Genomic DNA, 19,881 nt, shown 5'->3' with positions numbered 1-19,881 from the left:
TCAGGTTCTCTCCGTTTTGCTTAACCACATTTCATCCATACCGCCGCCACGGATATGCATCGGATAAACGTGCTCTGTGCCGTCGACGATGACGTCCATGAAGACGAGGCGATTGTTTTTAACGTGCTCAAGCGCTTCGCCGAGCTTCGCTTCCAGCTCTGACGGATCGGTTACGCGCATGCCAATATGACCATAGGCTTCAGCCAGACGGACAAAGTCCGGAAGTGACTTCATATAAGACTGAGAGTGCCGGCCAGAATAAATCATATCCTGCCACTGCTTCACCATACCGAGGTAACCGTTATTCAGGTTCAGCACCAGCACTGGCAACTCATATTGCAGCGCAGTAGAAAGCTCCTGAATATTCATCTGTATGCTGCCATCACCCGTCACGCAGATAACCGTTTCGTTCGGCAACGCCAGCTTCACCCCCAGCGCGGCGGGCAGACCAAAGCCCATCGTGCCGAGCCCGCCAGAGTTGATCCAGCGACGCGGTTTATCAAACGGGTAGTACAGCGCAGCGAACATCTGATGCTGGCCCACGTCAGAAGTGACATACGCATCGCCATTGGTCAGACGCCAGATCGTCTCGATCACCGCCTGCGGCTTGATGTTCTCACTCTGCGTGTCGTATTTAAGGCACTGACGGCCACGCCATTGTTCGATTTGCTGCCACCAGTCGCGGATCTCGTCCAGCGGTTGAGACGCGGTCTCCTGCGCCAGCAGATCCAACATTTGATCCAGCACCTGTCGTGCGTCCCCCACGATCGGCACATCCGCCGGCACCGTTTTAGAGATTGAAGTCGGATCGATATCAATGTGCAGCACCGTCGCATGCGGACAGTATTTCGCCAGATTATTGGTGGTGCGATCGTCAAAACGCACGCCGACGGCAAAAATCACATCAGAATGGTGCATCGTCATATTGGCTTCATAGGTGCCGTGCATACCCAGCATGCCCAGCGCCTGACGGTGGGTAGCCGGGAATGCCCCCAGCCCCATCAGCGATGACGCGACAGGAAGATTCAGCTTCTCAATCAGTTCGCGTAGTTGCGTTTCACAGGCTGCATTGACGGCGCCGCCCCCCACATAGACTACGGGCTTTTTCGCAGCCAGCAGCGTTTGCAGCGCACGCTTAATCTGGCCTTTGTGCCCCTGCGTCGTCGGATTATATGAACGCATGCTCACCGACTCAGGCCACAGGTAAGGCAGTTTATTCGCGGGATTGAGAATATCTTTTGGCAGATCGACAACCACTGGCCCAGGACGACCGCTGGCGGCCAGCCAGAAGGCTTTTTTCAGTACGCCCGGGATGTCTTCCGTTTGTTTAACCAGAAAGCTGTGCTTCACCACGGGGCGTGAGATCCCCACCATGTCGCATTCCTGAAACGCATCATAGCCAATCAGTGACGTCGCCACCTGTCCGGAGAGAATGACCAGGGGAATGGAGTCCATATACGCAGTCGCAATGCCGGTAATGGCATTGGTCGCCCCCGGTCCGGAAGTGACGAGCACAACACCCACCTCGCCCGTGGCGCGGGCCAGGCCGTCAGCCATATGCACAGCAGCCTGTTCATGACGAACCAGAACATGATCAATACCGCCTACCGTGTGCAGCGCGTCATAAATATCAAGAACCGCACCTCCAGGATAGCCGAACACTTGCTTCACGCCCTGATCGATAAGCGATCGGACGACCATTTCCGCGCCAGACAACATCTCCATGCTTTGCCTCCAGGCTTTTGTTATAGACGGTCAACAGAATTCATTTCCGCGCCGTCTTCTGACAGGGTAAACCCATCTTATAATGTGCAGAGTGATGGATACCTTAACCGCTCGTTATGAGCCAGGCAATTAGCAAACGGAATGCGGGAATGGGCAATAAAAGCAGAAAAAACAGCTGTCAGACACGAATATGGTGAATTCATCTGCTATGAGGGGAGACGCTAATAATTCATCTCTTAAAAAGAGGATGGATCAGGAAATCATCTATTTTTAAGCCTCCCTGAATGTCTGAAAAAATGCGCACAGAACAAAATATTGCTTGCATAAAAAACCACAGAATAAACCGCATGGCACCATGCGGTTTATTCACCCTGTCTTATCGACGACAAATATTGATCAGCAGCTCTTCCATCCATTGATGCCCTTTATCCCGCCCCGCCGCTTCATGCCAGGAAAGATAACAGGTACGGCTATTCAGCTTGAGCGGCAGAGGTAAAATTTGCAGGCTCAGCGAATCGGAGAACTCTTCAGCAAGCCAGCGCGGTGCAATAGCGACTAGCTGCGTCTGAGAAACGACATTCAATACGCTGACCATCGCCATTCCCTGATAGGCCACGCTGGCTTGTTTATCGGCAGTGTCATACCACGGCAGACTAAATGAGGCATATCTGTCCAGAGCAACCACGGCATGCTGCTCGCTGTAAACATCGCTTTCACGCAGCGGAGAATTCATACGGGGATGTTTTTTGCTGGCGACTAACACCATTTCATCTTTAAACAATGGAACACAGGCAAACTCTGGACGGCGAAACTCTTCATAGCCCAGAACGAACTCCGTTTCCTGATAACGAAGCTGGTGCTCAGTATTTTGATTTAATGATGATTTAAAAACGAGATGAATATTAGGAGCAATCTGTTCAACTTTATTATATATAACAGACGTCAAATAATTGTCTAACGGACTGCAAACACAGAGATGGAAAACCCGTTCACTGCTTAAGGGTTCAAAACCCGAGCCGGGAAGCTCATTTTGTACCAGCTGTAGCGCCTGACGAATCGAACCGAATAGCTGGAATGCACGCGCCGTGGGCTGGATACCTCTTCCATAGCGGACGAATAACTCGTCGTTAAACATCACCTTAAGTCTGGCTACGGCATTACTCACGGCAGGTTGAGACATTCCCAGAGATTGCGCTGCTCGCGTAATATTCTGCTCCTGCATAACTGCATCAAATACAGTTAACAGATTGAGATCCACTGTGCGCAACTGAGGCTTAACCCCATCATAAGTCTGTGGTTGGTTAATATTATTTTCTGGCATTTCTGACTCCACCGTCACGCTAAATTCCCTTTGCCAAGGTACAGTAATAACTTCGAAAAATATGATTTACCATGCATATACAACAAGCGAAAGGAAATTATTTAAAATTCGGAATATATAAAGAAATCCCATTCAACGAGCGACTTTACGCATCCCATAAATGAAGAGCTAAAAATCGTTCAAAAGATATCTCAAACTTTAATGTGGGCATGAAACCATAAATCAGACAAATGCACAATCAACGCACTCATTAATAATGACTTAAGTGTTATTAAACTATTAATGGCATACATCGCATTTTCATTAACAAAATGATATCAATTTTGATAACTTACTCACCCGCAAATCATTCATGTAATTTATAAATCAATGATATGAAACAGATTCCATTTCACAGCACATTGGTAAAAATAGTATGTTTAATTGCTACCAATTATATTCAAATTATTCCAGAGATGAATCGCCAGTCCATTAATAGACAATAAAATCGGTTAGGCATGCAAAAACCAGCACAATTAGCTAATGTGTTTATCCTGTGCTAAGTGGCCGTTTTGCCTGAGAGGGGTTGACATGAGTTGGCGTATCCAGTACCACTAAAAGCATATCGCATTCACCTGGAGCACGATTCATGATTCGCACCCTTCGTTTCACCGGTCTACTACTACTAAACGCATCCACTGTGCGCGGTAGACTGGCGGGCGAAATTCAGCGTTGAATCGTCTTCAGTAAAACTAAAAACCCGCGCCACTGCGCGGGTTTTTTTATGCTCGTAGCAAGGCGCCCTAAGACTGACAAGGACCTAACCCATGAGCCAGCAAGTCGTTATTTTCGATACTACTTTACGTGACGGTGAACAGGCATTACAGGCGAGCCTGAGTGTTAAAGAAAAACTGCAAATTGCTCTGGCCCTCGAACGCATGGGTGTAGACGTAATGGAAGTCGGCTTTCCCGTCTCCTCGCCAGGTGATTTCGAGTCAGTGCAGACCATCGCCCGCACCATCAAAAACAGCCGCGTGTGCGGTCTGGCTCGCTGCGTAGAGAAAGATATTGATGTGGCCGCGGAATCCCTGAAAGTTGCAGAAGCCTTCCGTATCCATACATTCATTGCCACCTCCCCCATGCACATTGCGACCAAGCTGCGCAGTACGCTGGATGAAGTGATTGAACGTGCGGTGTATATGGTCAAACGCGCGCGTAACTACACTGATGACGTCGAATTCTCCTGTGAAGATGCAGGCCGCACGCCGATTGACGATTTGGCCCGGGTAGTGGAAGCCGCGATTAATGCCGGAGCCAGAACTATCAACATCCCGGATACCGTCGGCTACACCATGCCGTTTGAGTTCTCCAACATCATCACCGGCCTGTACGATCGCGTGCCAAATATTGATAAAGCCATCATCTCCGTGCATACCCATGACGATTTGGGCCTGGCTGTGGGCAATGCCATCGCCGCCGTTCACGCCGGCGCGCGTCAGGTAGAAGGGGCAATGAACGGCATTGGTGAACGTGCCGGCAACTGCTCGCTGGAAGAAGTGATCATGGCGATCAAGGTGCGCAAAGACATTATGAACGTGCACACTCGCATCAATCACAACGAAATCTGGCGCACCAGCCAGACCGTGAGCCAGATTTGCAACATGCCGATCCCGGCGAACAAGGCGATTGTTGGGGCTGGCGCGTTCGCCCACTCCTCCGGTATTCACCAGGATGGCGTGCTGAAGAACCGTGAAAACTACGAAATCATGACTCCGGAATCCATCGGTCTGAACCAGGTTCAGTTGAACCTGACCTCGCGCTCTGGCCGCGCGGCGGTAAAACACCGTATGGAAGAGATGGGTTATAAGGACAGCGATTACAACATGGATCAGCTGTACGACGCATTCCTGAAGCTGGCTGACAAGAAAGGCCAGGTCTTCGATTACGACCTGGAAGCACTGGCATTCATCAATAAACAGCAGGAAGAGCCAGAACACTTCCGTCTGGACTACTTCACCGTTCAGTCAGGCTCAAGCGATATCGCTACCGCCTCCGTCAAGCTGGCCTGCGGCGATGAAATTAAAGCGGAAGCCGCCAACGGTAACGGCCCTGTGGATGCCATTTACCAGGCGATTAACCGCGTCACTGAGTACGACGTAGAGCTGGTGAAATACGACCTGACGGCAAAAGGGCACGGTAAAGACGCCCTGGGCCAGGTTGATATCGTCGTCAACTACAACGGTCGCCGCTTCCACGGTGTGGGTCTGGCGACAGATATCGTCGAATCCTCCGCGAAAGCGATGGTGCATGTCCTGAACAACATCTGGCGCGCCGCCGAAGTCGAAAAAGAGTTGCAACGCAAAGCTCAGAATAAAGAGAACAACAAGGAAACCGTGTGATGTCGAAGAATTACCATATTGCTGTGTTGCCGGGTGACGGTATTGGCCCGGAAGTGATGGCACAGGCGCTGAAAGTACTGGAAGCCGTACGTTCGCGTTTTGCGATGAAAATTACCACCAGCCACTACGACGTGGGCGGTATTGCGATTGATAATCACGGTACTCCCCTGCCGAAAGGGACTGTAGAAGGCTGCGAAAATGCCGATGCCGTTCTTTTTGGCTCCGTGGGCGGCCCAAAATGGGAACACCTGCCGCCAGCAGAGCAGCCAGAGCGCGGTGCGCTGCTGCCGTTGCGTAAGCACTTCAAACTGTTCAGCAACCTGCGTCCGGCGAAACTGTACCCGGGGCTGGAAGAGTTTTGCCCGCTGCGCGCGGATATCGCGGCCAACGGTTTCGACATCCTGTGCGTGCGTGAGTTGACCGGCGGCATCTACTTCGGTCAGCCAAAAGGTCGCGAAGGCAGCGGTCAGCATGAGAAAGCGTTTGATACCGAGGTCTATCACCGTTTTGAAATCGAACGTATCGCCCATATCGCGTTTGAGTCAGCGCGCAAACGCCGCCGTAAAGTGACCTCTATTGATAAAGCAAACGTGCTCCAGTCGTCTATTTTGTGGCGCGAAATCGTCAGTGAAGTCGCTAAGCAGTACCCGGACGTTGCGCTGTCGCATATGTATATCGACAACGCAACGATGCAACTGATCAAAGATCCGTCTCAGTTTGACGTGCTGCTGTGCTCCAACCTGTTCGGCGATATTCTCTCGGATGAATGCGCCATGATCACCGGCTCCATGGGTATGCTGCCCTCGGCCAGCCTGAACGAAGAAGGCTTTGGCCTGTACGAACCGGCGGGCGGCTCCGCGCCGGATATCGCAGGCAAAAATATCGCCAACCCGATTGCGCAGATCCTCTCCCTGGCTCTGCTGCTGCGCTATAGCCTGGATGCAGGCGATGCAGCAACCGCAATTGAAAACGCCATTAACCGGGCGTTAGAAGAAGGTGTCCGTACCGGTGATTTAGCACGCGGCACGGCGGCAGTCAGTACCGATGAAATGGGCGACATCATCGCCCGCTATGTCGCTGAAGGGGTGTAATCATGGCTAAGACGTTATATGAGAAGTTGTTTGATGCGCACGTTGTCTACGAAGCACCAAACGAAACCCCACTGTTGTACATCGACCGTCATCTGGTACACGAAGTGACCTCTCCTCAGGCATTTGACGGCCTGCGCGCGCACAAGCGTCCGGTGCGTCAGCCGGGTAAAACCTTTGCCACGATGGATCACAACGTTTCCACCCAGACCAAAGACATCAATGCATCTGGCGAGATGGCGCGTATCCAGATGCAGGAGCTGATTAAGAACTGTAACGAGTTTGGCGTGGAGCTGTACGATCTGAACCACCCCTATCAGGGCATCGTCCACGTAATGGGGCCTGAGCAGGGGATTACCCTGCCGGGCATGACCATCGTCTGCGGCGACTCCCATACCGCGACGCACGGCGCGTTTGGCGCCCTGGCGTTCGGGATTGGGACCTCTGAAGTTGAACACGTTCTGGCGACACAGACCCTGAAGCAGGGCCGCGCCAAAACCATGAAGATTGAAGTGAAGGGTAAAGCCGCGCCGGGTATCACCGCGAAAGATATCGTGCTGGCGATTATCGGCAAAACCGGCAGCGCAGGCGGCACCGGTCACGTCGTTGAGTTCTGCGGCGACGCTATCCAGGCGCTTAGCTTGGAAGGTCGTATGACCCTGTGCAACATGGCCATTGAGATGGGCGCCAAAGCAGGCCTGGTGGCCCCAGACGAAACCACCTTCAACTATGTGAAGGGGCGTCTGCATGCGCCGAAAGGTCAGAATTTTGACGACGCGGTAGCGTACTGGAAAACCCTGAAAACGGACGAGGGGGCAATTTTTGATACCGTTGTGACGTTACAGGCGGAAGAGATCGCCCCGCAGGTCACCTGGGGCACCAACCCGGGCCAGGTGATTTCTGTCAACGACAGCATTCCTGACCCGGCTTCCTTCGCCGATCCGGTCGAGCGCGCCAGTGCAGAAAAGGCGCTGGCCTATATGGGGCTGAAACCCGGCGTACCGCTGACCGACGTGAGCATTGATAAAGTGTTCATCGGCTCCTGTACCAACTCCCGTATTGAAGATTTACGCGCTGCGGCAGAAATTGCTAAAGGCCGCAAAGTGGCGCCGGGCGTGCAGGCGCTGGTTGTGCCGGGCTCCGGTCCGGTGAAAGCCCAGGCGGAAGCGGAGGGTCTGGATAAGATCTTTATCGAAGCAGGCTTCGAATGGCGCCTGCCCGGCTGCTCCATGTGTCTGGCGATGAACAACGACCGCCTGAATCCGGGCGAGCGATGTGCCTCCACCAGCAACCGTAACTTTGAAGGCCGTCAGGGCCGCGGTGGCCGCACCCACCTGGTCAGCCCGGCAATGGCCGCCGCTGCGGCAGTCACCGGTCATTTCGCCGATATTCGCAGCCTGAAATAAGGAGACAATCATGGCAGAGAAATTTACCCAACATACGGGCCGTGTTGTCCCGCTGGATGCCGCTAACGTCGATACTGACGCGATCATTCCTAAGCAGTTTTTGCAGAAAGTGACGCGCACGGGTTTTGGTGCGCATCTGTTCAACGACTGGCGCTTCCTCGACGATAAAGGCGAAGTGCCAAACCCGGAATTCGTCCTGAACTTTCCGGAATACAAAGGCGCCTCCATTTTGCTGGCGCGGGAAAACTTTGGCTGCGGATCGTCGCGTGAACATGCGCCATGGGCATTGACCGACTACGGCTTTAAGGTGGTTATCGCCCCAAGCTTCGCGGATATCTTCTACGGCAACAGCTTTAACAACCAGCTGCTGCCGGTGACGCTGAGCGACGAACAGGTCGATGAATTGTTCGCGCTGGTTAAGGCAAATCCGGGCATGTCGTTTGAAGTGGATCTGGAAGGGGAAGTGGTGAAAGCCGGGGATAAAACCTACAGCTTCAGCATTGATGCGTTCCGTCGCCACTGCATGCTGAACGGTCTGGACAGCATTGGCCTGACGCTGCAACACGAAGAGGCTATCTCCGCCTACGAGAAAAAACAGCCTGCGTTTATGGGCTAAAGGCAATGGCCCGCAGGGCGCGGGCCATTGATAAGGGTGCGTTGAGGCTCAACCACTCTGGAGAGGCGGGGAAACCCCCCCGCCAATACCGCTAACGTTTCGCTTCGTAAGCCAACACTGCCGCCAGCTCTGTTTTCTCCTGTCTGAAGTGCAGCTCACACAGCGAGTCGCGCACCATCCAGGTGAAGATCAACAGCGTCGTACAGATCAGAAACAAACCTAACAGCAGAGTACGTTTTGGCATTCCAGCCTCCTTATTGCTTTTCGGCAATGAAGAGACTAACCTCGCAATGTGGGTTGTGAAGTTAATCTCCCCATCAGTTTTTTGATGTGGGACTCTCCACTGTTTGCCTCTTGCGAAAGCCTGAGGCAAACAGCCTCAAGCACCCGTCACGCACTCTATGCGCCTTCTCTGCGCCTGTCAGAAAGTCGTTTCATTTCGTGAAGCCGCCTTCCAGAATCAAACGTCTTTAACCCGGCACGTCAGCATCAGCGTGACAATCGAAATCGCTGCGATTACCCAGTACACGGATGCATGCCCATAGCTTTGCGACAGCGCCCCCTGAATTACCCCTGCCAGAATCACGCCGGTAGAGATACTGTTGGTAAACAGCGTAGTCGCGGAGCCTGCGCGCCCCGGCATTAAATCCTGGAACCAGAGCATGCCTATCCCGGCAACGATGCCGATAAATACCGCGTTAAACAGCTGTAACGTCAGCAAAGCTTCACGCGAATGGAACAGGATCAGCCCCGCGTAGAACACCACCCCAGCCGCCACGGCGACGACCATCATCCGACGCTTTCCGAAACGTTTGACGTAGTAACCCGCCAGAATCATCGCCGGGATCTCCAGCCCGGCAGCGGTGCCCATCAGGATCCCCGCGAGCTTGTCGGGCAGTCCCAGATCGCTGCTGATCCACAGCGGCATATCGATAATGTACATGGTGTTGCAGGTCCACATCAGCGTGGAGGCGATAAACAACATGCGGACGTTTTTATCCTGCCAGCCGCTCACCTGCGTGATGGGCTTGTCCGTCACCTGCTCTACGCGCGCCACCGATGGCAGCGCAAAGGCTATCAGCGCCAGGCTGATGACAAAAATCCCCGCCGCGATGGAAAACATGGTGGTGAAGCCGTAGTTCAGCGCCAGCATGAACGCCAGCGGGGGACCAATGACCCACGCCAGCGAGAGCTGCGCACGCATCACCGAGCTGAACATCACCACTTCCCTCGCCGAGTTGTCGGCGTACTCCCGTGCCAGGGCGAAGAGCTGCGGCATGGCGGTGTTCGCCAGAGAGGCCAGCAGCACGCCGCAGGTAATGAGCGTCAGGTAATGGCGGTTGAAGGCAAACAGCAGCGCGTTGCCCACGGCCATTGCGCAACAAAAGAGGATCAGCTTGCGGCGATCGCCCTGGCTGTCGGATCGTTTCGCCAGCCACAGGCTGACGAGGATCCCGGCAATGGCGTTGACGGTGTAGAACAGGCCCACCCAAAACGGCTGCGCCCCCACCTCGCGGCTGAGAAACAGGCTCAGCGTCGGCGCCTGTAGCGCGCCGGCTACGCCCATCATGAAGGCCACCAGCATAAAAGCGGCGTACACGCCATTCAGGCGTCGCCCCATCGTCATCAACCAGAGCATGCGCAAGTCCTTATGAAAGCGAATCGAAATTGGGTGAAATAGTAAACGAAAAAAGCCAGCAAAAAACATTTTGCTGGCGGGTGATTAGCACCAATACTCAGTCACACATGATCGAGGCGAGTTAGCGAGAAGAGGTCGGTTTCGTAACGTCCCACTGCATCAGATCTTCCAGTATTCTCAGCCGCTGCTCTGCGCACTGGCGGGCCAGCCAGGACACTCCCTTTGTCGCTGAAAAATAGTGCTGATAAAACTGACGTGCGGTAGACCTCTTCATAATTTACCTCCTCGCTTCATCGATAAGGATTATTGGCTTAATATAGGGATTAATAAATTGCTGATTTTTTGTCAGGAGTTCCCCTTTTATGCCTTCTGGTCGTCTGCAACAACAATTTATCCGCCTCTGGCAGTGCTGCGAGGGGCAATCGCAGGAGACCACGCTGAACGAGCTGGCTGAACTCCTCAACTGCTCCCGGCGTCATATGCGTACCCTCCTCAACACCATGCAGCAGCAGGGCTGGCTAAACTGGGAGGCTGAAGCCGGACGCGGCAAGCGCTCGCGCCTGACTTTCCTTTATACCGGCCTGGCGCTACAGCAACAGCGGGCAGAGGATCTGCTGGAGCAGGACCGCATCGATCAGCTGGTCCAGCTGGTGGGCGACAAAGCCGCCGTGCGCCAGATGCTGGTCTCGCATCTGGGACGCAGCTTTCGTCAGGGACGCCACATTCTGCGGGTGCTTTACTACCGCCCAATGAAAAATCTGTTGCCCGGTACGGCGTTACGTCGCTCTGAAACCCACATGGCCAGGCAGATATTCAGCGGCCTGACGCGGATAAATGAGGAAAACGGGGAACTGGAGGCGGATATCGCGCACCACTGGCAACAGCTTTCCCCGCGCCACTGGCGCTTTTTCTTACGCCCCGGCATTCATTTCCACCATGGACGCGAGCTGGAGATGCGCGACGTTATCGATTCCTTAGAGCGAGCCCGCACGCTGCCGCTCTATTCGCATATCGCGCGGATCCACTCCCCAACGGCCTGGACGCTGGATATTGAGCTATCGCAGCCGGACAAATGGCTTCCGTGGCTTCTGGGCTACGTCCCCTCAATGATCCTGCCTGCCGAGTGGCGCTCCCTGAACAATTTTTCCAGCCAGCCGATTGGTACGGGCCCCTACTCCGTTACACGAAACAACAGTAATCAGCTGAAGATCCGCGCCTTTGATGATTACTTTGGCTACAGGGCGTTGATCGACGAAGTGAACGTCTGGGTGTTACCGGATCTCAACGAAGAGCTGAGCGCAGGCCTGACCCTGGAAGGGCCAACAGCCGGTGAAAAGGCGTTCGAAAGCCGCCTGGAGGAGGGATGCTACTACCTGCTCTTTGATAGCCGCAGCCATCGCGGGGCAAACCACGACGTACGCAGGTGGATCAGCCATATTCTTGCCCCTGCTAACCTGATTTATCACGCAGAGGAGCAATACCAGACCTGGTGGTTCCCGGCCTATGGCCTGCTTCCGCGCTGGCACCATGCGCAGCCAGTGCGCAGTGAAAAACCTGCTGGACTGGAGACCATCACCCTCAGCTACTATCGCGATCACATTGAGCACAGGTTTATCGCAAGGATCATGAGCACGCTGCTGGCAGCCGAAGGCGTGACGCTGGCGATACAGGAAGTCGATTATGATGAATGGCATCGCGGAGACGTCATCAGCGATATCTGGCTCAACAGCGCAAACTTTACGCTGCCGCTTGATTTCTCGCTCTTTTCTCACCTGTACGAAGTGCCCCTGATTCAGCACTGTATCAACCGGGACTGGCAGCAGGACGCCGCACGGTGGCGGGCAGGAGAAATGGATCTGGCCGCCTGGTGTCAGGAATTACTGGCCGGGCAGACGATCGTACCGTTGATTCACCACTGGCTGCTGATCCAGGGCCAGCGCAGCATGCGCGGCCTGCGGATGAACACCCTGGGCTGGTTTGATTTTAAATCCGCCTGGTTTGCGCCGCCGGAGCCATAACGCTTTCGTAATATTCACCAAATCATTACAATAGCGCCGTTCTCAACGGGGTGCTGCATCACTGATGTGCGCTGAGATAATACCCGTCGAACCTGATCCGGATAACGCCGGCGAAGGGATTTGAGGCTGTCTCTCAAAATCCTTTGCCACTCAACCCTGAGGTGCAAAGTGTTAAAAAACGTTCTTCCTCTGCTGGCGCTGTTTGCGCTGCCTGTTTTTGCTAAGCCTGTTCTGACGGTCTACACCTACGACTCCTTCTCCGCCGACTGGGGCCCTGGCCCGGTGGTAAAAAAAGCCTTTGAAGCGGACTGCAACTGCGAGCTGAAATTCGTGGCGCTGGAAGATGGCGTCTCGCTGCTTAACCGGCTGCGCATGGAAGGCAAAAACAGCAAAGCCGACGTGGTGCTCGGGCTGGATAACAACCTGCTGGAAGCCGCCACCCAAACCAGACTGTTCGCCAAAAGCGGCGTGGCGGCAGATGCCGTTAACGTACCGGGCGGCTGGAAAAACGACACCTTCGTTCCCTTTGATTACGGTTACTTTGCGTTTGTCTACGATAAAAACAAGCTGAAGAATCCGCCCAAAAGCCTGAAAGAGCTGGTCGAAAGTGACCAGAAATGGCGCGTGATTTACGAAGATCCGCGTACCAGCACGCCGGGTCTGGGGCTGCTGCTGTGGATGCAAAAAGTTTACGGGGATAAAACGCCGGAAGCGTGGCAGAAGCTGGCCGCGAAAACCGTTACCGTCACCAAAGGCTGGAGCGAAGCCTATGGCCTGTTCCTGAAAGGCGAAAGCGACCTGGTGCTGAGCTACACTACCTCTCCGGCCTACCACATTATCGCCGAGAAGAAAGACAACTACGCCGCCGCGAACTTTGCTGAAGGGCATTATTTGCAGGTGGAAGTGGCCGCCCGCACCGCCGCGAGCAAACAGCCGGAGCTTGCCGAAAAATTCCTGAAATTTATGATCTCCCCGGCATTTCAGAACGCTATTCCGACCGGCAACTGGATGTACCCGGTCACTGACGTTGCGCTGCCGGCAGGCTTTGAGCAGCTAAACAAGCCGCAAACCTCACTGGAATTTACGCCGCAGCAGGTTGCCGCCCAGCGCGCCGCATGGATTAGTGAATGGCAACGCGCCGTCAGCCGCTGATCCCCGGCTGGTTAGTTCCCGGGCTGCTCGCCGCCGTACTGATGGTCGTCGTCAGCCTGGGTGCATTCCTTGCGCTGTGGTTTAACGCGCCAGAGAGCGATCTGCTCGCCCTCTGGCACGACAGCTATCTCTGGCACGTCATCCGCTTCTCCTTCTGGCAGGCGTTTCTCTCCGCGCTGCTGTCGGCGATCCCGGCCATTTTCCTTGCACGCGCCCTCTATCGCAGACGTTTCCCCGGCAGGCTTGCCCTGCTGCGGCTGTGCGCGATGACGCTGATCCTGCCCGTGCTGGTGGCGGTGTTCGGCATTCTGAGCGTCTACGGTCGGCAGGGCTGGCTGGCATCCCTCTTCAACCTGCTTGGTCTGGAATGGACCTTCTCCCCTTACGGCCTGAAAGGCATTCTGCTGGCGCATATTTTTTTCAATATGCCGATGGCGACGCGCCTCTTTTTACAGGCGCTGGAAAACATTCCCGGTGAGCAGCGTCAGATTGCCGCCCAGCTTGGCATGCGCGGCTGGTCGTTCTTCCGCTTTGTCGAATGGCCGTGGCTGCGACGCCAGATTGCTCCGGTTGCCGCGCTAATCTTTATGCTCTGCTTCGCCAGCTTCGCGACCGTACTTTCTCTCGGCGGCGGGCCGCAGGCCACCACCATTGAGCTGGCGATCTATCAGGCCTTAAGTTACGACTACGATCCGGGCCGCGCCGCGCTGCTGGCGATCGTGCAGATGGTCTGCTGCCTGGCGCTGGTGTTACTCAGCCAGCGGCTAAGTAAAGCGATCCCCACAGGTAGCAATAACCTGACAGGCTGGCGCGATCCGCAGGACAGCCTGCACAGCCGCGTCGCGGATTTTATGCTAATCGCATTGGCACTCCTGCTTCTGCTGCCCCCGCTGCTGGCCGTTATTGTTGATGGCCTGAATCGCAATGTGTTGTCGGTACTGCAACAGCCTGTCCTGTGGCAAGCAACGTGGACCTCATTGCGCATCGCGCTGGCTGCCGGGCTACTGTGCGTGATCCTGACCATGATGCTGCTCTGGAGCAGCCGCGAACTGCACGCGCGTCATGCCCGTAAAGCCGGACACGCGCTGGAACTGACGGGTATGCTGATCCTGGCGATGCCGGGCATTGTGCTGGCGACCGGATTCTTTTTACTGTTCAACAGCACCATCGGCCTGCCGGAAAGCGCCGACGGCATCGTCATTTTTACCAACGCACTGATGGCCATCCCTTACGCGCTCAAGGTGCTGGAAAACCCGATGCGCGACGTCAATAGCCGCTACAGTTTGCTGTGTCAGTCGCTGGGCATGCAGGGCTGGCAGCGTCTGAAGGTGGTCGAACTGCGCGCGCTAAAGCGTCCGCTGGCCCAGGCGCTGGCGTTTGCCTGCGTGCTGTCGATTGGCGATTTTGGCGTGGTGGCCCTCTTCGGCAACGAGGATTTCCGCACGCTGCCGTTCTGGCTTTATCAGCAAATTGGCTCCTATCGTAGCCAGGACGGCGCCGTCACGGCGCTGCTCCTGTTACTGCTGTGCTTTGCGTTATTTACCGTTATCGAAAAACTTCCGGGGCGTGATGTTAAAACTGACTGATGTAACCTGGCTTTATGAGCACCTGCCAATGCGTTTTACCCTCTCCGTTCGTCAGGGAGAGCGAATAGCAGTGCTTGGCCCCAGCGGGGCCGGAAAAAGTACCCTGCTCAATCTGATTGCCGGTTTTTTACAGCCTGCCAGCGGGTCGATCGTCATTGATAATGGCGAGTATACCTACGCTCCGCCAGCTAAACGCCCGGTGTCGATGCTGTTCCAGGAAAACAATCTGTTCAATCATCTTACGGTGTGGCAGAACATCGCGCTGGGTATGGATCCGGGGTTAAAGCTCAGTGCTGCGCAGCGTCAGACGCTGGAGGCAATCGCCGAACAAATGGGCCTGGCTGCGTTTATCAACAGACTACCGGGTGAGCTTTCCGGCGGCCAGCGCCAGCGCGTGGCGCTGGCGCGCTGCCTGGTGCGCAAGCAGCCGCTGCTGCTGCTCGATGAACCCTTTTCGGCGCTCGACCCCGCTCTGCGTCAGGAAATGCTCTCGCTGGTTGAGGAGGTTTGCGAGCGCGAACAACTGACGATGCTGATGGTTTCGCATAGCATCGAAGATGCCGCACGCATCGCGCCGCGATCGGTGGTGATCGCGGAGGGACGTATTTTGTGGGATGGGGAAACAGAAGAACTTCTGAGTGGTAAGGCGGGGGCATCTTCACTTTTAGGTATTCGTGAGGTCTGATGCCCTCACCCTTGCCCTCTCCCACAGGGGAGAGGGATCACCAGTAATTTGAAAGCAAAAGCGATAACGTTGCCTTCAGAATAACTGAGGGCTTTCAGCGATGCCCTGGTCCGGCTGTAAATCGCTGAGGCGTTTCCTGTAGGCCGGGGCGAGGCGCAGGGATGCGCCGAGAGGGCGTGGCCTGCATGGATGCAGGCTCATGCCCGACCCGATAGCCTGAAGGAATAAGCCGAAGGTACCGCGAAGCGGCGATTTTCCGCCGGGAGCTCGGGTCGCCAAGGGTGGTGGCGACTGAGCCACCCTGGCACGTTCACCGGCCATGTCGTGACAGAGTAGCAAGGAACATATAGTGAACGGAATGACCACCAGAGCCGTATGTTCCCCCTCACCCCAGCCCTCTCCCTCAAGGGAGAGGGGGCCGTCTGTGCAGGCATTATTTTGTGGGGAACCCTCAGCCCACAGGGAGAGGGAAAACACCTTAACGGCTCACCACCTTTAACAGGATCTCGCCGTACACCGGCATCAGCGGGTGACGAATCAGCGCGACCAGCGCGACCACTGCCACGCCGAGCGTCAGCGGGGCCAGCCAGAGCAGGCGAGTGCGCGGAAGATAGCGCGTCAGACGATCAACACTGGCTTTCGCGCTGCGCCACAGGCGCCAGCAGAGCCAGACCGCCAGCCACAGCAGCACCGCCGTGCCCAGCAGCAGCCATTTAAACTCACCGCTTTGCATACCGTCAGGAATATCAATCGCCGCGCCCGCCAGGATACCCGGCAGGAAGTAGAACGGCGGCCAGAAGACGCAGCCGATGATATTCGGCACCACAAACTTCGCGACGGGCAGATCCAGCATCCCGGCCACCATCGGCACCAGCGGACGCGTTGGGCCAACGAAGCGCCCCACGAGGATGGTGAACATGCTGTGCTGGTGCAGCGCATGCTCGGTTTTATCCAGCAGCGCTTTGTTTTTTTTCATGAACGACCAGCGGTGCAGCGGCTTCTTAAAGCGCCAGCCCAGCCAGAAGGAGATCCAGTCCCCCAGCAAACAGCCGATAATACCGGCCATCCACGCCTGCCAGAAATTGACCTCGCCGCTGCCGATAAGCGCCCCAAGCCCCGCCATCATCACGGTGCCGGGCAGGATCAGCCCGACCAGCGCCAGCGACTCCAGAAACGCCACCAGCGCCACGGCGATGAGCGAATACATAACGGACTGGGTAATAAAATGTTCCAGCAATGCCTGCATAACTATTCCGGTCAGAAAACGAATCAGCGATTCTGCTTAGCGCCCTGCACCGCGTCAAGGCATCAATTGTCTGAATAGTTTACAAGATGCGCCTGAAGTTCACCTGAATGTTTACCGATTATTCACATCCCGCACGGAATTCGCTCGGGCTGGCACCGGTGCACTTCTTAAACACGCGAGAGAAATAGAGCTGATCTTCAAAGCCGACGTTACGCCCGACGGTGGCGATAGGCATTCGGGTGGTGCTGAGCAGCAGTTTCGCCTGGCTGATGCGCTGATCCTCGCGCCAGCTGAGTACGCTCACGCCAAGCTGCTGGCGGAACAGATGCGACAGCCGTGACGGCGACAGGCACACATGCTGGGCGACGCTGGCAATATCAAACTGGCTGTCGGCAAGGTGGTCGCTGATGTACTGGCAGGCGTCGCGGACGCGGTTGTCCAGCGGCGGATTAAGCGACTCGTTGATGGCCTCCATGCGGCGCAGCAGCACCTGTTCAAGCAGGTTGATGGCCAGCAGTTCGGCGTAGCGCCCGCCCGCCTGCCCTGCCTCAATAATCTGTGCGAACAGCTCACGGAACTGCGCCAGATGCGCCTCATCCGGGCGATATAAACCGGTATGGGCGAAAATGGCCGGCCACGAGAGCCACTCCTGCCAGTAGGCGCGCGGACGGAAATAGACCCACTGGTGATACCACTCTTTGGCATCCGGGTGGCGCCCGTAGTGATGGATCTCCCCCGGCGGGAACAGCAGCATATCACCGGGGCGGCAGATAAACTGTTGATCCCCATTTTTGACGACCCCTTCTCCGCGTACGGTCAGGTTCAGGATATATCCCTTCATGCCAAGAGGGCGATCGACGTAAAAATCGAGATATCCCTCGGCCTCAATTGGCGTCAGTCCCGCCACCAGATGGGCGTTAAATGAGTAGCCCGGCAGTAAGGGATCGTTTTGCGGTTCGGCCATAGATTCAGTTCTCCCAAGGGTCCTGAAGGAAACCAATTGTCCATATCGATAAAAGCAGTATAAAAATGGCCCGCGAAAAGATCCAAAAAGCATCACGCCTCTTTTACGTCCGCCATGTTTCAGCCTTTCCCCCTGATTTCTCCGCCAGCACGGGCGGATAAGCAGTAACAAAAGTGTCTATAAGTGCGGCAGAAATGTCCACATAGAATATTTGCACGGCGTCACACTTTGCGTGGCTACAGCAATTTAGTCCATAAGATTAGCGGATCCTGCCTGACGATTTTTGTCCCTAGTCTCTAATGTTCTTCCATACCTGTTTTTTGGATGGAGCAACACCATGGCAATTGCAATTGGCCTCGATTTTGGCAGCGACTCAGTTCGCGCGCTGGCAGTGGACTGTACGACTGGCCAGGAGATAGCAACCAGCGTTGAGTGGTATCCGCGCTGGCAAGAGGGGCGCTACTGCGATGCGCCAAACAACCAGTTCCGTCACCACCCGCGGGACTACATCGAGTCGATGGAAGCGGCGATCAAAACCGTTCTGGCGGAGTTGACCGACGCCCAGCGGGCCGATGTCGTGGGGATTGGCGTCGACAGCACCGGCTCAACGCCTGCCCCTGTCGATGCCGAAGGCCGCGTACTGGCGCTGCGACCGGAGTTTGCCGACAACCCGAACGCCATGTTTGTGCTGTGGAAAGACCATACCGCCGTGGAAGAGGCGGAAGCCATCACCCGCTTATGCCATCAGCCGGGCAAAACTGACTACTCCCGCTACATCGGCGGGATTTACTCCAGCGAGTGGTTCTGGGCCAAGATCCTGCACGTTACCCGCGCGGACGCGTCGGTCGCACAGGCAGCGGCGTCATGGATTGAGCTGTGCGACTGGGTTCCCGCCCTGCTCTCCGGCACCACGCGTCCGCAGGATATTCGCCGCGGCCGTTGCAGCGCCGGGCATAAATCGCTGTGGCATGACAGCTGGGGTGGTCTGCCTCCGGCAGCGTTCTTCGATGAACTCGACCCGATCATCAACAAAAACCTGACATACCCGCTGTTCACCGACACCTTCACCGCCGATATTCCGGTCGGCACGCTCTGCGAAGAGTGGGCGAAACGCCTCGGTCTGCCGCAAAACGTGACCATTTCCGGCGGCGCGTTCGACTGCCATATGGGGGCCGTGGGCGCGGGTGCGCAGCCCAACACGCTGGTGAAAGTTATCGGCACCTCCACCTGTGACATTCTGACGGCAGATAAAGCCAGCGTCGGCGACCGCGCGGTGAAAGGCATCTGCGGCCAGGTTGACGGCAGCGTGGTGCCTGATTTTATCGGCCTTGAAGCGGGCCAGTCCGCCTTCGGTGATATCTATGCCTGGTTTGGCCGCGTGCTCGGCTGGCCGCTGGATCAGCTGGCTGCCGCGCATCCTGAACTGAAAACGCAGATTACGGCGAGCAAAAAACAGCTCCTGCCGCAGCTCACCGACGCCTGGGCAAAAAATCCGTCTCTCGACCACCTGCCGGTGGTGCTGGACTGGTTCAACGGCCGTCGTACGCCGTTTGCCAACCAGCGTCTGAAAGGAGTGATTACCGATCTCAACCTCGCGACCGACGCGCCCGCGCTGTTTGGCGGCCTGATCGCCGCCACCGCGTTCGGCGCGCGCGCCATCATGGAGTGCTTCATCGACCAGGGCATTGACGTGAACAACGTGATGGCGCTGGGCGGGATCGCCCGTAAAAATCCGGTGATTATGCAGGCCTGCTGCGACGTGCTGAACCGGCCGCTGCAAATTGTGGCCTCCGATCAGTGCTGTGCGCTGGGTGCCGCGATTTTCGCTGCCGTGGCCGCAGGCGTCCATGCGGATATCCCGACCGCGCAACAGCATATGGCGAGCGCCGTCGAAAATACGCTCCATCCGCAGACTCAGCAGGCACAACGCTTCGAACAGCTTTATCAGCGCTACCAGCAATGGGCAAAAAGCGCCGAACTTCACTATCTCCCTGTCGCCGCCCCGGCCAAAAGCACCGCGGACACTACGGCAACCCTGACACATTAAGGACACGATA

Annotated in this window: 16 protein-coding genes and 1 riboswitch; of the genes, 9 read left to right on the top strand and 7 right to left on the bottom strand. The window is 55.9% G+C overall.

The window, feature by feature from the left end:
* Window positions 1–1,725 carry an acetolactate synthase 3 large subunit gene (gene ilvI / locus RY075_RS04205; RefSeq protein ID WP_003856373.1) on the bottom strand — a complete coding sequence of 575 codons (1,725 nt, stop codon included), beginning with the start codon at window positions 1,723–1,725 and terminating at the stop codon, window positions 1–3.
* Window positions 1,726–2,101: 376 nt separating this feature from the next.
* Window positions 2,102–3,046, bottom strand: coding sequence for a transcriptional regulator LeuO (leuO, locus tag RY075_RS04200; RefSeq protein WP_022650390.1), 945 nt, complete (start codon window positions 3,044–3,046; stop codon window positions 2,102–2,104).
* Window positions 3,047–3,852: 806 nt separating this feature from the next.
* On the opposite strand from leuO, the gene leuA reads away from it, so the two are divergent.
* Genes leuA through leuD form a run of 4 tightly spaced genes read left to right on the top strand, consistent with a single transcriptional unit; the run spans window position 3,853 to window position 8,534 of the window.
* Window positions 3,853–5,424, top strand: a complete 1,572-nt coding sequence (gene leuA, locus RY075_RS04195) for a 2-isopropylmalate synthase (protein WP_023315385.1) — start codon at window positions 3,853–3,855, stop codon at window positions 5,422–5,424.
* Entirely contained in the window at window positions 5,424–6,515 is a 1,092-nt protein-coding gene (leuB, locus tag RY075_RS04190) for a 3-isopropylmalate dehydrogenase (RefSeq protein WP_003856380.1), read from the top strand. Before leuA ends, leuB begins: the two co-directional genes overlap by 1 nt.
* 2 nt (window positions 6,516–6,517) lie before the next feature.
* Window positions 6,518–7,918: a 3-isopropylmalate dehydratase large subunit gene (gene leuC, locus RY075_RS04185; RefSeq protein WP_109949055.1), complete on the top strand. Its 1,401-nt coding sequence runs from the start codon at window positions 6,518–6,520 to the stop codon at window positions 7,916–7,918.
* Between the two features lie 10 nt (window positions 7,919–7,928).
* Window positions 7,929–8,534: a 3-isopropylmalate dehydratase small subunit gene (gene leuD, locus RY075_RS04180; protein ID WP_109949054.1), complete on the top strand. Its 606-nt coding sequence runs from the start codon at window positions 7,929–7,931 to the stop codon at window positions 8,532–8,534.
* Between the two features lie 91 nt (window positions 8,535–8,625).
* Here leuD and RY075_RS04175 read toward each other — a convergent pair whose 3' ends face one another.
* From RY075_RS04175 to sgrT, 3 genes are all read right to left on the bottom strand, one after another.
* Window positions 8,626–8,778: a Hok/Gef family protein gene (locus RY075_RS04175; protein WP_010427008.1), complete on the bottom strand. Its 153-nt coding sequence runs from the start codon at window positions 8,776–8,778 to the stop codon at window positions 8,626–8,628.
* A gap of 216 nt (window positions 8,779–8,994) precedes the next feature.
* Window positions 8,995–10,173: a sugar efflux transporter gene (locus tag RY075_RS04170; protein ID WP_109949053.1), complete on the bottom strand. Its 1,179-nt coding sequence runs from the start codon at window positions 10,171–10,173 to the stop codon at window positions 8,995–8,997.
* Window positions 10,174–10,294: 121 nt separating this feature from the next.
* Window positions 10,295–10,447: a glucose uptake inhibitor SgrT gene (sgrT, locus tag RY075_RS04165; protein ID WP_003856388.1), complete on the bottom strand. Its 153-nt coding sequence runs from the start codon at window positions 10,445–10,447 to the stop codon at window positions 10,295–10,297.
* An 88-nt stretch (window positions 10,448–10,535) separates the two neighbouring features.
* On the opposite strand from sgrT, the gene sgrR reads away from it, so the two are divergent.
* From sgrR to thiQ, 4 genes are all read left to right on the top strand, one after another.
* Window positions 10,536–12,191 carry an HTH-type transcriptional regulator SgrR gene (sgrR, locus tag RY075_RS04160; protein ID WP_023324147.1) on the top strand — a complete coding sequence of 552 codons (1,656 nt, stop codon included), beginning with the start codon at window positions 10,536–10,538 and terminating at the stop codon, window positions 12,189–12,191.
* Between the two features lie 36 nt (window positions 12,192–12,227).
* Window positions 12,228–12,328, top strand: a riboswitch (TPP riboswitch).
* 31 nt (window positions 12,329–12,359) lie between these two features.
* Entirely contained in the window at window positions 12,360–13,343 is a 984-nt protein-coding gene (gene thiB / locus RY075_RS04155) for a thiamine ABC transporter substrate binding subunit (protein ID WP_003856391.1), read from the top strand.
* Window positions 13,319–14,929, top strand: coding sequence for a thiamine/thiamine pyrophosphate ABC transporter permease ThiP (gene thiP, locus RY075_RS04150; protein WP_003856395.1), 1,611 nt, complete (start codon window positions 13,319–13,321; stop codon window positions 14,927–14,929). Before thiB ends, thiP begins: the two co-directional genes overlap by 25 nt.
* Entirely contained in the window at window positions 14,913–15,614 is a 702-nt protein-coding gene (gene thiQ / locus RY075_RS04145; RefSeq protein WP_109949052.1) for a thiamine ABC transporter ATP-binding protein ThiQ, read from the top strand. Before thiP ends, thiQ begins: the two co-directional genes overlap by 17 nt.
* Before the next feature lie 478 nt (window positions 15,615–16,092).
* Here the strand turns inward: thiQ and RY075_RS04140 are convergent, their stop codons facing one another.
* On the bottom strand, window positions 16,093–16,860 hold the full coding sequence (locus RY075_RS04140) for a DedA family protein (RefSeq protein ID WP_017383796.1): 768 nt from the start codon (window positions 16,858–16,860) through the stop codon (window positions 16,093–16,095).
* Window positions 16,861–16,978: 118 nt separating this feature from the next.
* Window positions 16,979–17,824 carry an arabinose operon transcriptional regulator AraC gene (gene araC / locus RY075_RS04135; RefSeq protein WP_003856402.1) on the bottom strand — a complete coding sequence of 282 codons (846 nt, stop codon included), beginning with the start codon at window positions 17,822–17,824 and terminating at the stop codon, window positions 16,979–16,981.
* A gap of 337 nt (window positions 17,825–18,161) precedes the next feature.
* Here araC and araB point away from each other — a divergent pair, with 337 nt between their 5' ends.
* Window positions 18,162–19,871: a ribulokinase gene (gene araB, locus RY075_RS04130; protein ID WP_023315377.1), complete on the top strand. Its 1,710-nt coding sequence runs from the start codon at window positions 18,162–18,164 to the stop codon at window positions 19,869–19,871.
* The last annotated feature ends 10 nt before the right edge of the window (window positions 19,872–19,881 follow it).

Origin of the sequence: Enterobacter sp. JJBC, from assembly GCF_036936505.1 — a bacterium.
Lineage (GTDB): Bacteria > Pseudomonadota > Gammaproteobacteria > Enterobacterales > Enterobacteriaceae > Enterobacter > Enterobacter hormaechei_C.
The sequence above is the reverse complement of the archived record's forward strand: the minus strand, read 5'-3'. Positions and strand labels throughout refer to the sequence as shown.